Here is a 13,497-nt window from a genome sequence, read left to right as displayed (position 1 = left end):
CGCCTCACGGCTCCAGCGACTCCGGGACGGAGTCGGACGGGCCGTAGGGCCGCTGCGTGTGGCCACCGGCGTCGTAGATCTTCACCCACTTGACGGAGGGGAACTGCTTGAGCGTCGGCCTGATCTGGTCGGCGACCGTGAACGCCGACCCTCCGCTGGTGAGCCGGCCGGTCAGGTAGACCCTGGCGACTCCGTTCTTCACGGTGAGCCTGCTGAAGCCGGTGGCCCTGGAGCTGACGAAGCGCAGCCCGTGCGCCTTCTCCGCCTGGGTGGGACCGGCGAACAGCCGCTGCAGCGCGCCGTGGGCGGTGGCGGGTGGAATCACCGGCCGCCGTACGCCGGTGGTGTGCGGCCCCCGTCCGGTCTCGTACCTGGCGGTGTCGAGGAAGTGGGCACGTACCGGCACCGTCCGATGGGGCGTGGCGATGTCGATGACGACACGGCTCGGCCGGGTGAGCGTGTAGACCCGGTAGGGCGCGCGCCAGGCCAGGCCCGCGCCGAAGGTTAAGGCGGCCTCGAAGTCGCCGGTGTTGACGACCTGGATGAGGCCGGGCAGCGCGTACGTCCGGCTGGCCGGGCCGTAGGTGACCTTGCCGTTACGGTCGTGGCCGTCGGCCCCGGCGAAGCGGATCCGCAGCAGCGCGCTGCCCACCGCGTTCACCCGCCGGCCGGAGCCGTCGGCGATCAGCTTGGACACGTAGCGGACGTCCCGCTGGTCGGGCACCCGCCCGCGGAACTCGAAGACCAGCCGGTCCAGGCCGTTGTGGTGCGCGGCCCGGATCCCGACGAGCGTGGGCGTGGCCTGCTGGACGGCCTGCGCCGGTACGGCGAGCAGGCCCGTGGTGGTGGCCACCATCGTGGTGGCGATGAGGGAACGAATCGGGAGCATGTCGATCATCTTCTTCCCTGTGAGTGCTCCTGATCCCAGGGTGGACCCTCCGGCCGTCCCGCGACACCGGCGAACGTCCCCGCTCCCCAGGCCTTTCGGCGCGCGCCCGTCATGGTGCCGGAACTCCCGTACGAGGTCCGCGCCGCGGACCTCGTACGGGACTGCGCACGCCTCAGGCGTCGCGGGACAGGACGACCTTCAGCGCCCCGCTGCCCGCCGGGTCGGAGAACGTCTGGTATGCGGCCTCCATGTCGTGCAGGGCGTAGCGGTGGGTGACGAACACGGTCGGGTCGAGCCGGCCGGCGGCGACCATGTCGAGCAGGGCCGGGGTGGAGTAGGTGTCGACGAGGCCGGTGGTGATGGTCAGGTTGCGGATCCACAGGTCTTCGAGGTGCAGGGTGACCGGCGCGCCGTGGACGCCGACGTTGGCGAGGTGCGCGCCGGGGCGGACGAGGCGGGTGCAGAGCTCGAAGGTCTCCGGGATGCCGACCGCCTCGATGGCGACGTCGGCGCCCAGGCCGCCGGTCAGCTCGGCGACCGCGGCCTCGGGGTCGTCCCCGGAGCCCACGAGAAGGTCCGCGCCGAGCCTCTTGGCCGCCTCCAGCCGGGTCGCGGTGGGGTCGACGGCGATGATGTGGCCGGGGGTGAACAGCCGCGCGGTCGTGATGGCGGCCAGGCCGATCGGTCCGGCGCCGACCACGACCACGGTGTCGCCGGGCCGGACCCGGCCGTTGAGCACGCCGACCTCGTAGGAGGTGGGCAGGATGTCGGCGAGCATGAGCGCCGCCTCGTCGGTCACGGCCTCGGGCAGCAGATGGGTGGAGGTGTCGGCGTACGGCACGCGGACGTACTCGGCCTGGGTGCCGTCGATGCGGTGGCCGAGGATCCAGCCGCCGCCCCCCAGGCACTGTCCGTACATGCCGGTGCGGCAGTAGCGGCAGCGGCCGCACGCCGTGATGCAGGAGACCAGGACCCGGTCGCCCTGCTCGACGCCGGTGACCGCGCTGCCGGCCGCCACGACGGTGCCGACGGCTTCGTGGCCGAGGACTCTGCCCGGCTCGACCGCGGGCACGTCGCCCTTGAGTATGTGCAGGTCGGTGCCGCAGATCGTGACGGCGTCCACTCGTACGATCGCGTCCGTCGGGGAGGTGAGCTGCGGGTCGGGGACCTCTTCCCAGGTGCGCCGGCCCGGCTCGTGATAGGTCATCGCCTTCATAGGAGCCTCCTTGTCCTTCCTGCCACGCTCCCGGCCGCGGGCGGGCGGGAGTAGGGGCGAAGGTCCCGCCGGGCGATACCCTTCGCCGGGAGAACGGGTCAGCGCGCCGGAAGTCCAGCGCGGCCACCACCGAGCGGGCCTGTTCGTAACCGGTGGCGAGCAGGAAGGCGGGGGCGCGACCGTAGCTCTTCATGCCGATGGCGTAGGAGCCGGGCTCCGGATGGGTCAGCTCGTCCACGCCGTGCGGGCGTACGGTGCCGCAGGAGTGGTCGTCGGGGTCGATGAGCGGGGCCGGCAGGCGGGTGGTGCCCAGGATCGGGTCCAGGTCCAGGCGGAGTCCGGCGGCGATGGCGTGGTGCCGGCGGCCGCGACGACACGGTCCGCGGCGAGCCGCCGTTCCGAGCCGCCGGCCTGCCGGGAGACCAGTTCGAGGCCGGTTCCGCCCGGTCGTACGCGCACGGCTCGAATCTTGACGTTCGCGGCGGGTCCACCAGGCCCTGGTCGACCAGCAGCCGCAGGCCGGAGCCGAGCGAGCCGCGGGCGGGCAGCGCATGGTCGACCCACGGCGCCGCGGCGGCCGGGCCGACCGGGCCCGCGCCGACCACCACGACGGGCAGATCTGTGTTCATCAGGCGAGTTCCTTTCGCAGGTGGGTGGTTCTTCGCAAGGGGATGAGCGCGAGCCCGGAGACGGCGTACATGACCAGCCCGTACGCCGTCAGGAGCAGCACCGGAGCGACCGTGACCCGAGGGGATTCCACGTCAGAAGCCGTATGCCGCCAGGGCCTTGCCGGCGTAGACGGCCAAGGGCGTGGCGAGGTGGGCGGCGTCGCGGGCCACGCCACGCAGCGTGTTGGAGGCGAACGAGCGCTGGAACTCCAGCCCGACACCACCTCCCTTGGAGCAGGCGCAGAGCCTCGATCGGCCGGATCTCGTCCGGCGGTACCGGTAAGGAAACGGTAAGGGGCCGGCGGCAGCCTGGAATCAGCAGGTGAGCGGCACACGGGCCGCGCACGCTGACCAAGGAGTGAGACCATGCGCAAGCTCATCGAGTCGACGTTCGTGTCGCTGGACGGCATCATCGACGACACCCGCCCCTCCACCGCGTCACGGGCCGAGCCCCAGCACTGGGGCCACCCGTACTGGGACGACGAGCACCACGGCTACGTCACGAACCTGTCCGCCTCGGCGGACGCCATGCTGCTGGGCCGGGTGACCTACGAGGGATTCGCCGAGGCGTGGTCGGCGCAGGACGGCCCGCAGGCCGAGGCCATGAACAAGATGCCGAAGTACGTGGCCTCGCGCACCCTGACCGAGACCACCTGGAACGCCACCCTCATCCGGGGCGACGTGGCCGAGGAGGTCGCGAAGCTGAAGGAGCAGCCCGGACAGAACATCATCAAGTGGGGCACCGGAGAGCTGGACCGCACGCTGGTGGAGCACGGCCTGGTCGACGAGTTCCACTTCTGGTACTTCCCGGTCGTCGTCGGGGCAGGCAAGCACCTGTTCGAGGGCGCGGGGTTCGACACCACCCACCTCAAGCTGGCCGAGGTGAACCGGTTCGGCTCGGGGATCGTCGTCCACGTCTACGTCCCCAAGTAGGTCACGTGCCCGTGGCGTCGTCGAGCAGCCGGCGCGCCCGCTCCAGCGAGAGCCCGCCACCGGCGGCGAACAGGGCGGCGAAGCCGGGCTCCGCGGCCTCGACCCCGCCGGTGATCCTCGCCAGCTCGTCGCGCTCGGAGTCGGACAGCGGCTGCCCGGATTCCCGCCACGCGGCCGCGGCGGCGCCGAGCGACCGCGCGGCCACGCCGGGCCGCCCGTCGGCCGCCGCCGCGGCGGCCATGCCCGCGATCGCCCAGGCCATGCCGCGGGCCGAGCCCTGGTCGCGATACGCGTCGAAGCCCTGCCGGAGCCAGGGGAGCGCGGCGGCGTGCTCGCCCCGCTCGCCGGCCAGCAGCCCCATCTCGACCAGCACCATCGACAGGTACGGCGGGTCGCCGTCTCCGGCCTGCCGGTCGCGGGCCTCGGCCAGCAGCCCGCGCAGGTGCTCCTCGGCGAGGTCGAGCCGGCCCGCCCGGCGGGCGGCGAAGGCCAGGCCGATGGTGGCGAACACCTCACCCGAGCGCTGACCCAGCTCCGCGGCCAGCCGCTTGGCCTGCTCGGCGTGGTGGAGAGCACGCAGTGGGTCCCCGGTCTGGACGTGGACCCAGGCCAGCCAGGCCTGCCGACCGGCCACGTCGGACCACAGCCCCAGATCCTCGGCCATCCGCAGGTCGTCCTCCGCCAGCCGGGCCGCCTCCGCCCAGTCGCCCGTCAGGTCGGCCAGGCCGATCAGCCAGTCGCGGGCCTGGAGCACCCCCCAGTCGTCACCCAGGTCGCCGAACAGGGCCGCGCCGCGCCGGGCGTCGTGCTCCAGCGCGCCCTGGTCGCCGTGCAGGTGCGCGAGCATCGCGCGGGTGCTCAGCACCGCTGCCTCGCCCCACCGGTCGCCGGTCGCCCGGAACGTGTCCAGCGCCGGCTCCAGCAGCTCGCCGGTGGTCTTCTCGTCCCCGAAGTCGATGATGGACGCGGCCAGGAACCAGGCGGCGTGCGCCCGTCCGGCCTGGTCGGTCTCGGGGAACCCGCGCAGCGTCTCCGTCACCCGCTCCGGCCCGGCCTGTCCCAGGCGGATCGAGAGACCCAGGTGCCAGGTGCTGGCCCGGGCCCGGAGCTCCGGGGGAGCGTCGCCCGCCACGGCCAGCGCCGCCTCCAGGGCCCGGCGCGCCTCCGCGAACCGGCCCCGCAGGAACCAGTACCAGACCAGAGCCGTGGTGAGCCGCAGCGCCGGCTCGGCCGCGCCCTCGTGCCGGAAGGTCTCCAGGGCCGCCCGCATGTTCGCGGCCTCGGCGTCCAGCCGGCGCAGCCACTCCCGCTGGCCCGGCCCGCGCAGCCGGGGTCCGGCCTCTTCGGCCAGCGCCAGGTAGTGGCCGGCGTGCCGGCGCCGCAGCTCCGCCTCCTCGCCGCTGCGGCCCAGCTGGTCCAGGCAGTAGGCGGAGACCGACTCCAGCAGCCGGAACCGGGGCCCTTCCCCGCGGGTCACCAGCGAGCGGTCCACCAGCCCCGCCACCAGATCCAGCACCGCGCCGCCGGAGACCACGCCGCCGCGGCACACCGCCTCGGCCGCGGCCAGCGTGCACCCGCCCGGGTGGACGGCCAGCCGGCGCAGCACGGCCTGCTCGGGCTCGGTCAGCAGCCTCCAGCTCCAGTCGATCACCGCCGCGAGCGTGCGCTGCCTGGCCGGCGCGTCGCGCGGCCCGGAGCCGAGCAGCCCGAACCGGTCCCCTGGCACGCGCAGGCGCGCCGCCAGCTCCCGCACGCCCAGAGCCGGAGCCCGGGTGGCGGCCAGCTCCAGCGCCAGCGGGATGCCGTCCAGCCGCCGGCACACCTCGGCCACCCCCGCGACGGTGTCCGGCTCCGGGGCCAGCCCGGCCCGCGCCAGGAACAGGCGCACGGCGGGCGAGTCCGCCAGCCGGGCGGGGTCGTCGCTGTCGGGCACGTCCAGCGGCGGCAGATCCCGGCGGACCTCGCCGCGCAGCCGCAGCGGCTCCCGGCTGGTGGCCAGCACCCGCAGCTCCGGCACGGCCGGCAGCAACGCCCCCACCAGCTCGGCCACGGGCTCGATGACATGCTCGCAGTTGTCGAGGACCAGCAGCGTCCGCCGCCCGCGCAGGGCGGCCGCCAGCCGCTCGCCCGCCGGGCCCGGATCGCCGGGCGCGTCGGGGATGGACAGGACCGACAGAACCAGCTCCGCCGGGTCGCCCCGCCCGTCCCAGGCGGTCAGGTCAACCAGCCACACGCCTTCCGGGAACGTCTCGACCAGGGCGCGCGCGACGGCGAGCGCCACGCTGGTCTTGCCCACCCCGCCGGGGCCGGTGAGCGTGACCAGCCGGGCGGCGGTCAGCGACTCCCGCACCCGCCGCACGGCCGGGTCGCGGCCGACCAGCTCGGACACCGGCGCGGGGAGATTGGTGGTCGGTCTGGTCGACCGCGGTGCCGGTACGGGGGCGTCCTCCGCCGGGTCACCGGTGAGGATGGCCCGCTGCAACGCCACCAGCTCGGGGCCCGGCTCCAGGCCCAGCTCGCCGGCGAGCGCCCGCCGCAACTCCTGGAAGCTGTCGAGCGCCTCGCCCGCGCGGCCGGCCCGGTAGAGGGCGCGCATGTGGGCCGCCCGCAGCCGCTCCCGGTAGGGATGCCCGGCGACCTGCTCGCCCAGCCCGCCGACCAGGTCGCCGTGCTCACCCAGCTCCAGCCGGGCTTCCGCCCAGGACTCCAGCGTGGCCAGCCGCTGCTCCTCCCACCTGGCCACGGCCACCCGGGCGAACTCCTCGTCGGCGAAGTCGGCCAGCGCGGGACCGCGCCACAGCTCCAGCGCCTCGGCCAGCAGGCCCGCCCGCACCCGTGGATCGCCGGAAGCCCGCGCCCGCCCGGTCAGGGCCGCGAACCGCGCCGCGTCCACCGCCTCCGGCCCGGCGCGCAACGCGTACCCGGGAGCCTGCGACACCACCAGGTTCCGGCCGTCAGGCTCCGCGCCGGCCAGGGCCCGGCGCAGCTGGGAGACCCGGACGTGGAGTGCGGCCGTGGGGTCGGCCGGCGCCGCCCCGCCCCACAGGTCCTCGACCAGCCGGTCCGCCGACACCGGACGTCCCTCGTGCACCAGCAGGTTTGCCAGCAGGGCCCGCACCATGCGCCCCCGGATCGAGACGGGCTCGCCGTGATCGGTCCACACGGCCAGCGGCCCCAGCACCCCGAATCGCATGACGTCCTCCCGCCGCGGAAACCCCGCCGCGCAAGGTACCAGCCGCCGGCGGGGCACGCGCGCCGGTCAGCGGGTGGTGCGCGGGTAGCGGCCGTGAGGCGAGACCTCCGGATGACCCCGTCGCGACCTGGCGACGATGTGCGGGAGGCCGCCGCGGCGGCAGATTGAGCCGGGTGAACACCTCTCAACCGCGAAGGCGCCGTCCGGCGGTGTCTGTCCTGATCATCGCTGTCTGGTCGGTGAGCTATCTGGCCCTCGGCCTCCTCTGGGCGCTCGGCGGGCCCGGGTACCCCTTCGACGCCGGGCGTCCCGGCCCGGGCAACACCCTGCTCGACCCGCTCGCGCCCGCGGTCGGCGGGAGCGTGCTGGCGGTGTCGGCGCTGGTGGCCGGCGGCGTCGCCGTGCTCGCCGCCAGGGGCCGGCTCACCCGGGCCGCCGCCGTCGTGGCCGTCGTTGCCGGAGCCGGCCTGGCGGTGCTCCTGCCGGACGTGCGCATCATGATGACGGCCGGGTACCTGCCGGTGATGCTCGTCGCCGTGCTCGCCGGCCAGGCCGAGTTCTCGCTGATCATGTCCATGCTGACCTGGCCGAGCCTCAACCTGCTGATCCTGACGGCGGCCGGCGTCAGCCTCATGGTCCTGGGGACGCGGGCGCTGCTCGCCGACCGGCCCGGCAGCGCCGCCGGCGCGCTCAGGGCCGGCCGGTACGCGGTCGCCGTCGCGGTCGCCGTCCCCGTCTTCTACGCCGTCACCCGCTTCGGCTGGCTGCTGGGGATCCCCGTCGGCATCAGCGACGAGTTCCTGGCGTACATCGACGAGATCACGCCGATCGGCGCCGGCCTCGCGGCCGTCGGGCTCCTCGGCGCGGTCCTCACCCTCGGCCTGGTCCGGCCGTGGGGGGAGGTCTGGCCGCGCTGGGTGCCGTTCCTGCGCGGGCGGCCCGTCCCGGCGCGCCTCCCCGCCTGCGCGGCGCTGGCCGTCTCCCTGCCCATCACGTCCGCCGGACTGATGTACGTACGCAAGAAACTCGGCGGGGAGAGGCTCGGCCCGGCCGGGGCGGGCGACGAGCTGGGCGCCTGGCTGCCGGAGATGCTGTGGCCGCTGTGGGGCGCGGCCCTGGCGGTGGCCGCCCTGGCGTACCTCAGCCGCCGGAACGCCGCGCACGGCCGCCGACCATAATGGCGGGTGTGAAAGAGTCCCCGTCTCCGGCCGAGGCCGCGGTGGACTCGTTTCTCCGCCGGCACCAGGTGAGCGGCGACGCCGTGCTCGCCGTCCTGCTCGCCGTGCCCCTCGGCCTGGTCTCGTTCGGCCTGCTCAGAGCGTCCGGCAGCCCGCTCTCCCTGCGCCTGTTCGCGGGGGCCGGGCTGCTGGTGCTGCACGGCTGCGTGGTCGCGCGCCGCCTGCGCCCGCTGACGGCGTACGGCCTGGCCGCCGCGGCGATGCTGCTGCTGGTGCTGCTGCCGCCCCTGCACGACCCGTCCGGCGCCTATTACCCGGCGGTGCTGCTGCCCAGCTCGCTGGTGTTCGGGCTGCTGATCTACACGGTGTCCAGCAGGCTGGACCTGCTGCCCGGGCTGGCCTGCCTGGCCGTCGCCCTGACCGGGGTGGTCCTGGTCCTGGCGCGGTTCTGGGACCCGGCCTCGTGGGGAGGCTCGTCGGGCGGTTACGACCTGGTCGCCTGGCGGATCGGGCTGTCGGCCGGCCTGGTCGCCGTGACGGCGTGCCTGTGGTCGCTGGGCCGCCTCAGCCGGGTCCGGGCGTTGTTCCTGGCCGAGCTCAGGGCGAAGGCCGAACGCGCCGAGACCGACCGCGCGCGCGAGCGGGCCGAGGCGGCGCGGGCGGAGCGCGACCGGATCAGCCGCGAGATGCACGACGTGGTGTCGCACTCGCTGGCCGTCATGGTCAGCCAGGCCGAGGGCGGCAGGCTGTCCGGCCCGGGCTCGCCCGGCGCGGCCGTGTTCGCCACCATCGCCGGCGTCGGGCGCGACGCCCTGCGCGACATGCGCGGCCTGCTGGGTGTGCTCCGCGCCGACGGCGGCACCGCTCCGCAGCCGGGCCTCGGCGACCTCTCCGACCTGCTCGACCACGTACGCACGACAGGCGTCCGCGTCGCGGTGCAAGAGGTCGGGGACGCCCGGCCGCTGCGCCCCGCCGTCGACCTGACCGCCTACCGCGTCATCCAGGAAGGGCTGACCAACGTCATCAAGCACGCGGGGCCGGTGGCCGCGGCCGACCTGACGCTCGCGTGGCGTCCGGACGGCCTGCACATCACCATCAAGGACGACGGCGCCGGGCCCGCGGAAGCGGAGGCGGGCGTCGGGCTGGCCGGGATGCGCGAACGCCTCAGCATGGTGGGAGGCACCCTGGAGGCCGGCGGGCGCCCCGGGGCCGGCTTCGAACTGTCGGCCGCCGTGCCCTACGAGCCGAGGAGTCTGCCATCATCAGGATCATGATCGTCGACGACCAGGAGCTGCTGCGCAACGGCCTGACCATGGTCGTCAGGTCCCAGCCCGACATGGAGGTCGCCGCCGAGGCCGGAGACGGGCTGGAGGCCCTGGAAGCACTGAAAGGGCTGGAGTCGCGGCGCGTCGACGTGGTGGTGATGGACATCCGCATGCCCCGGATGGACGGCGTCGCCGCGACCCGGGAGATCCAGCGGCTGGACGACCCGCCCAAGGTGCTGGCGCTGACGACGTTCGACCTCGACGAGCACGCCCTGGCCGCGCTGCGGGCCGGCGCGAGCGGGTTCATGCTGAAGGACGCGCCGGGGGAGGAGATCATCGCCGCGATCCGGCACGTGCACCGGGGCGACTCGATCATCGCGCCCTCCACGACGCGGCGTCTCGTCCGGCAGCTCGTGACGAAGCCGGGCACCGACCCGGAGGCCGTGCTCGGGGCGCTCACGCAGCGTGAGCGCGAGGTCTTCCGCGGCCTGGCCAGGGGCGCCTCCAACGCCGAGATCGGGGCCGAGCTGTTCCTGTCGGAGGCCACGGTCAAGACGCATGTCGGGCGCATCCTGACGAAGTTCGGGCTGCGCGACCGCGTCCAGGCGGTGGTGCTGGCCTACGAATCCGGTGTCGTCACCCCGGGTGAGGGCTGACCGGCGGGTGACGCTGGGGAGGCACCGTTCCCGACCCTGAGTAAATGGTGACGATGGTCCCGCCGTCGCGGGACCTCCTTCTCTGGTTACGCGGTCGTGCCGGGTGTGGCCTGGAGACGTGGGACACGGAAGGAGGCCGCCATGAACCTGCCCGAGCGGAGAGATGTCAGGTTCCCGTTCCCGGAGCTGCTGGAGTGGGTGGAGAACCCGATGTTCGGGTTCCGCCCGTTCGGTCAGCTCGTCCGGGTCGAGGACTACATCGCCGATGATCGGTACGTGCTGCGGGCCGAACTCCCCGGGGTCGACCCCGAGGAGGACATCGAGGTCACCGTGGACGGCGGCATGCTGCACATCCGCGCTGAGAAGACCCACCGGGCCACCGAGCCGCACCGCTCCGAGTTCGCCTACGGGGCGCTCTCGCGGACGGTGACGCTGCCGGCCACGGCCAGGACCGACGACGTCAAGGCCGTCTACAAGGACGGGGTCCTGGAGATCAGCGTGGGGCTGGAGGAGGAGAAGAAGGCCGAGGGCCGGCGGATCGCCGTCGAGCACTGACGCCACGACCGGGCGCGGACGGGGATGTCCCCCGCCCGCGCCCTTCGCGCGCCGCCTCGCGGCAGCGGTCCGCCGGGGGAGCGGTGACGGGACGAAGGTCCTCGTGCCGGGAGTCGTACGGCACTGCTCCTGAGACCGCGCATGCGGTGTGCTGTGGGTGACACGGAAACGGCGATCACCCTTCGGAAGGGGGGCCATCATGGACGCCACCGTCAGCAGGCCCGTCAGGGAAACCGGCGCCGCGCAGGCGCGACGCCCGGTCGACTACGTCTGGGCGGTCGCCCGGATCTCGATCGGCTGGGTCTTCCTGTGGGCGTTCCTGGACAAGACCTTCGGGTGGGGGTTCGCCACTCCGGCCGACCGGGCCTGGATCTCGGGCGGCAGCCCGACGACCGGGTTCCTCAAGGGCACGGGCGAGAACGCGCTCGGCGGCCTCTTCTCGGGCCTGGCCGGTCAGGCGTGGGTGGACTGGCTCTTCATGGCCGGTCTGCTCGGCGTCGGCCTGGCGCTGGTCCTCGGGGTCGGCACGCGGATCGCGGCGGGCGCCGGCACCGCGATGCTGGTGCTCATGTGGGCGGCGGAGCTGCCCCTGGCCAACAACCCGTTCATGGACGATCACATCATCTACTCGATCGTCCTCGTCGGTCTCGCGCTCGCCGAAGCCGGACGCACCTGGGGGCTGGGCAACCTGCCGATCGTGCGGCGCACCGCCTGGCTGAAGTAGCGCGACCGATCCCGCGCCCACCTCCGGCAGCCGGAGGTGGGCGCCGGCATGCCCGGCTGGAAGACCCTGGTCAGGAGGACGAAAGCCTCTCGTTGAGGTGCCGTCACCGGGGGGACGATGGTTACATGAACCAGATCCTGCTCGGCTACGACGGCTCGGACTTCTCCGTGCAGGCGCTCGACTGGGCCCTGGACGAGGCCGAGCTCAGAAAACTGCCGCTGACCGTCGCCCACGCCTGGCAGTGGCCCTACGGCCAGGCGGCGGAGGAGGCCAAGGCCCACCTGCGCAAGGCGGCCGAGCACGTGCTGTGGCACGGCGCCGACTGCGCCCGCCAGACCAGCTCAGGCGTACGCGTCGAGACGGACCTCCACGAGGGATCCGCCGCCGAACGCCTCGTCGAGCTCTCCGAGCACGCCGCGCTCGTCGTGGTCGGATCGCGCGGGCTCAACACGTTGTCCAGGGCCGTCGTGGGCTCGGTGGCCGAGTACGTCGCCGTCCACGCCGCTTGCCCCGTGGTCGTCGTACGGGGGCCGGGACCGTTGCCCGTGACGACGAACCCCGGGCCGATCGTCGTCGCCGACCCGGTGCCGGACGCGGCCGTCCTGGAGTTCGCGTTCGAGGAGGCCGCCCTGCGCCAGTTGCCGCTCGCCGCCTCGGCGGACCTCGCCGAGCAGGCGGCGCGCCACCCGGGCGTGCGCACCGAGCCGCTCGCCGCCGGGGCGTCCGCCTCTCTCGTGGTCGCCGGCCGTGAGCACGCCACGCGCGCCGGTGTGGCGGGGGTGTTCCAGGGGCGCGTCCCGTGCCCCGTGGCGGTGGTGGGCGGCCGGAAGCCGGTCAGCGGGTCATGATGCTGATGCCGAGCATGCGGGCGCCGGTCTCGGTGCGCGGACGGTGCGTGCTGCCGGGCGCGAACACCACGTAGCTGCCCGGCCCGAGCCGCCGCCCCCGGTCGACGAACTCTCCGGAGATCACGTAATAGCGCTCCTCCCCGTCGTGGACGTCGTCCTCCGGCCACTCCGTCCCCGGGGCGAAGTCGTACATCCACCCGCGCGCCCACTCCGTGGCGGGCAGGCGCCGCCGGACGATCCCGGGGACCACCTCGACCGGTTCGACCTCGTCCACGTGCAGGACCTGAACATCATCGGGCTCTCGCGTCATGGGACCCATCGTCGCGACGACGGGCCCCGGCGGCCCAGTGTCTGGAATGACGCCTTCGGGTACTTTTCTGCCATGAGTGTTCACCGGGTGGCCGCCCTGGTGCTGCCGCCGCAGTCCACGTTCGAGCTGGCCTGCGCCGCCGAGGTCTTCGGCATGAGCCGCCCAGGGCTGCCCGCCCGCTACGCGTTCGCCGTGTGCGGGGAGCGGCCGGGCGCGGTCCCGACCCTGGCGGGCTACGACATGGTCGTACGCCTGGGACTGGCCGCACTGGAGACCGCGGACACGGTGGTCGTCCCCGGCTGGCAGGACCGCGAGCGCCCCGCGCCGCCCGCCGTGATCGACGCGCTGCGGCGGGCGCACCGGCGTGGCGCCCGCATCGTCGCGATCTGCTCCGGCGCGTTCCTCCTGGCCCAGGCGGGGCTGCTCGACCACCGCAGGGCCACCACCCACTGGCGGATGGCCGCCGACCTCGCCGCGCGCTTCCCCGATGTCCAGGTCGAGCCCGACACGCTCTACATCGACCTGGGCGACGTCGCCACCAGCGCGGGCACCGCCGCGGGCATCGACCTGTGCCTGCACCTGGCCCGCGCCGACCACGGCGCCGCGCACGCCGCCAGGATCGCCCGGCACATGGTCATGCCGCCGCACCGTGAGGGCGGCCAGCTCCAGTACGCCGCCCAGGACCGCGACGGCCACCCGCCGGAGTCGCTCGCCCTCGTCCTCGACTGGGCGCTCGAACGGCTGCACGAGCCGCTCGGCGTCGGCGACCTCGCCGCCCAGGCCGGCATCTCCCCCCGGACGCTCGCCCGCCGGTTCGCCGGGCAGCTCGGCGTCACCCCCGGCCGCTGGCTGCTCCAGCAGCGCGTCGCGGCGGCCCGGAGCCTCCTGGAGGAGACGGACCTCCCCGTGGAGACGATCGCGACCAGGGTCGGCCTGTCGTCGGCCGCCAACCTCCGCAGACGCTTCCACACCCTGGTGCGTACGACTCCCGCCGCCTACCGCCGCTCCTTCGGTGACCGCGGAGATCGCTGAAAACCGGTGGACGGCGTCGTTAGTGTGGCT

Annotated in this window: 14 protein-coding genes; 8 read left to right on the top strand and 6 right to left on the bottom strand. The window is 74.2% G+C overall.

Annotation, left to right across the window (positions count from 1 at the left end; translation table 11 throughout):
* Positions 1-4: 4 nt before the first annotated feature.
* From ABD999_RS03455 to ABD999_RS03435, 4 genes are all read right to left on the bottom strand, one after another.
* Positions 5-889, bottom strand: a complete 885-nt coding sequence (locus tag ABD999_RS03455; RefSeq protein ID WP_271279412.1) for a GerMN domain-containing protein — start codon at positions 887-889, stop codon at positions 5-7.
* A gap of 172 nt (positions 890-1,061) precedes the next feature.
* Positions 1,062-2,105 (bottom strand): zinc-dependent alcohol dehydrogenase family protein, encoded by a 1,044-nt coding sequence (locus tag ABD999_RS03450; protein WP_271279413.1) that lies wholly within the window; start codon positions 2,103-2,105, stop codon positions 1,062-1,064.
* Positions 2,106-2,330: 225 nt separating this feature from the next.
* Positions 2,331-2,564 carry a hypothetical protein gene (locus ABD999_RS03440; protein ID WP_271279414.1) on the bottom strand — a complete coding sequence of 78 codons (234 nt, stop codon included), beginning with the start codon at positions 2,562-2,564 and terminating at the stop codon, positions 2,331-2,333.
* Positions 2,565-2,733: 169 nt separating this feature from the next.
* Positions 2,734-2,865 carry a hypothetical protein gene (locus ABD999_RS03435; protein WP_271279415.1) on the bottom strand — a complete coding sequence of 44 codons (132 nt, stop codon included), beginning with the start codon at positions 2,863-2,865 and terminating at the stop codon, positions 2,734-2,736.
* 274 nt (positions 2,866-3,139) lie between these two features.
* Between ABD999_RS03435 and ABD999_RS03430 the strand changes: the two genes are divergently transcribed.
* Positions 3,140-3,706, top strand: a complete 567-nt coding sequence (locus tag ABD999_RS03430) for a dihydrofolate reductase family protein (RefSeq protein WP_148031807.1) — start codon at positions 3,140-3,142, stop codon at positions 3,704-3,706.
* A gap of 1 nt (position 3,707) precedes the next feature.
* On the opposite strand, the gene ABD999_RS03425 is transcribed toward ABD999_RS03430, so the two are convergent.
* Complete coding sequence (locus tag ABD999_RS03425; protein ID WP_345482557.1) at positions 3,708-6,899, bottom strand: ATP-binding protein; 3,192 nt, start codon at positions 6,897-6,899, stop codon at positions 3,708-3,710.
* A gap of 209 nt (positions 6,900-7,108) precedes the next feature.
* Here ABD999_RS03425 and ABD999_RS03420 point away from each other — a divergent pair, with 209 nt between their 5' ends.
* The 6 genes from ABD999_RS03420 to ABD999_RS03395 all read left to right on the top strand — a co-directional run bounded on the left by ABD999_RS03420 (position 7,109) and on the right by ABD999_RS03395 (position 12,125).
* The gene (locus ABD999_RS03420; RefSeq protein WP_271279171.1) at positions 7,109-8,077 is read left to right on the top strand and encodes a hypothetical protein; all 969 of its coding nucleotides are present in this window, start codon (positions 7,109-7,111) and stop codon (positions 8,075-8,077) included.
* An 8-nt stretch (positions 8,078-8,085) separates the two neighbouring features.
* Entirely contained in the window at positions 8,086-9,351 is a 1,266-nt protein-coding gene (locus ABD999_RS03415) for a sensor histidine kinase (RefSeq protein WP_271279172.1), read from the top strand.
* Positions 9,348-9,998 carry a response regulator transcription factor gene (locus ABD999_RS03410; RefSeq protein WP_271279173.1) on the top strand — a complete coding sequence of 217 codons (651 nt, stop codon included), beginning with the start codon at positions 9,348-9,350 and terminating at the stop codon, positions 9,996-9,998. The genes ABD999_RS03415 and ABD999_RS03410 overlap by 4 nt, the downstream gene beginning before the upstream one ends.
* Before the next feature lie 141 nt (positions 9,999-10,139).
* The gene (locus tag ABD999_RS03405) at positions 10,140-10,553 is read left to right on the top strand and encodes an Hsp20/alpha crystallin family protein (protein ID WP_148031804.1); all 414 of its coding nucleotides are present in this window, start codon (positions 10,140-10,142) and stop codon (positions 10,551-10,553) included.
* Between the two features lie 199 nt (positions 10,554-10,752).
* Positions 10,753-11,277, top strand: a complete 525-nt coding sequence (locus ABD999_RS03400) for a DoxX family membrane protein (protein ID WP_148031803.1) — start codon at positions 10,753-10,755, stop codon at positions 11,275-11,277.
* A 125-nt stretch (positions 11,278-11,402) separates the two neighbouring features.
* The gene (locus ABD999_RS03395; protein ID WP_271279174.1) at positions 11,403-12,125 is read left to right on the top strand and encodes a universal stress protein; all 723 of its coding nucleotides are present in this window, start codon (positions 11,403-11,405) and stop codon (positions 12,123-12,125) included.
* Here the strand turns inward: ABD999_RS03395 and ABD999_RS03390 are convergent.
* A complete protein-coding gene (locus ABD999_RS03390; protein WP_271279175.1) occupies positions 12,112-12,435 on the bottom strand; it encodes a cupin domain-containing protein in 324 nt (107 codons plus the stop codon). The two genes, ABD999_RS03395 and ABD999_RS03390, sit on opposite strands and share 14 nt — an antisense overlap.
* Before the next feature lie 72 nt (positions 12,436-12,507).
* Here ABD999_RS03390 and ABD999_RS03385 point away from each other — a divergent pair, with 72 nt between their 5' ends.
* On the top strand, positions 12,508-13,467 hold the full coding sequence (locus tag ABD999_RS03385) for a helix-turn-helix domain-containing protein (protein WP_271279176.1): 960 nt from the start codon (positions 12,508-12,510) through the stop codon (positions 13,465-13,467).
* Positions 13,468-13,497 lie beyond the last annotated feature (30 nt).

Origin of the sequence: Nonomuraea ferruginea, from assembly GCF_039540635.1 — a bacterium.
Classification (GTDB): Bacteria; Actinomycetota; Actinomycetes; order Streptosporangiales; family Streptosporangiaceae; genus Nonomuraea; species Nonomuraea ferruginea.
This window is presented reverse-complemented; position numbering and strand designations above follow the sequence as displayed.

Excerpts from the sequence above, each read along its gene's own strand:
- ABD999_RS03455 (WP_271279412.1), bottom strand. The coding sequence starts at position 889 with ATGCTCCCGATTCGTTCCCTCATCGCCACCACGATGGTGGCCACCACC.
- ABD999_RS03450 (WP_271279413.1), bottom strand. The coding sequence starts at position 2,105 with ATGAAGGCGATGACCTATCACGAGCCGGGCCGGCGCACCTGGGAAGAG.
- ABD999_RS03430 (WP_148031807.1), top strand. The coding sequence starts at position 3,140 with ATGCGCAAGCTCATCGAGTCGACGTTCGTGTCGCTGGACGGCATCATC.
- ABD999_RS03425 (WP_345482557.1), bottom strand. The coding sequence starts at position 6,899 with ATGCGATTCGGGGTGCTGGGGCCGCTGGCCGTGTGGACCGATCACGGC.
- ABD999_RS03410 (WP_271279173.1), top strand. The coding sequence starts at position 9,348 with ATGATCGTCGACGACCAGGAGCTGCTGCGCAACGGCCTGACCATGGTC.
- ABD999_RS03405 (WP_148031804.1), top strand. The coding sequence starts at position 10,140 with ATGAACCTGCCCGAGCGGAGAGATGTCAGGTTCCCGTTCCCGGAGCTG.
- ABD999_RS03400 (WP_148031803.1), top strand. The coding sequence starts at position 10,753 with ATGGACGCCACCGTCAGCAGGCCCGTCAGGGAAACCGGCGCCGCGCAG.
- ABD999_RS03395 (WP_271279174.1), top strand. The coding sequence starts at position 11,403 with ATGAACCAGATCCTGCTCGGCTACGACGGCTCGGACTTCTCCGTGCAG.
- ABD999_RS03390 (WP_271279175.1), bottom strand. The coding sequence starts at position 12,435 with ATGACGCGAGAGCCCGATGATGTTCAGGTCCTGCACGTGGACGAGGTC.
- ABD999_RS03385 (WP_271279176.1), top strand. The coding sequence starts at position 12,508 with ATGAGTGTTCACCGGGTGGCCGCCCTGGTGCTGCCGCCGCAGTCCACG.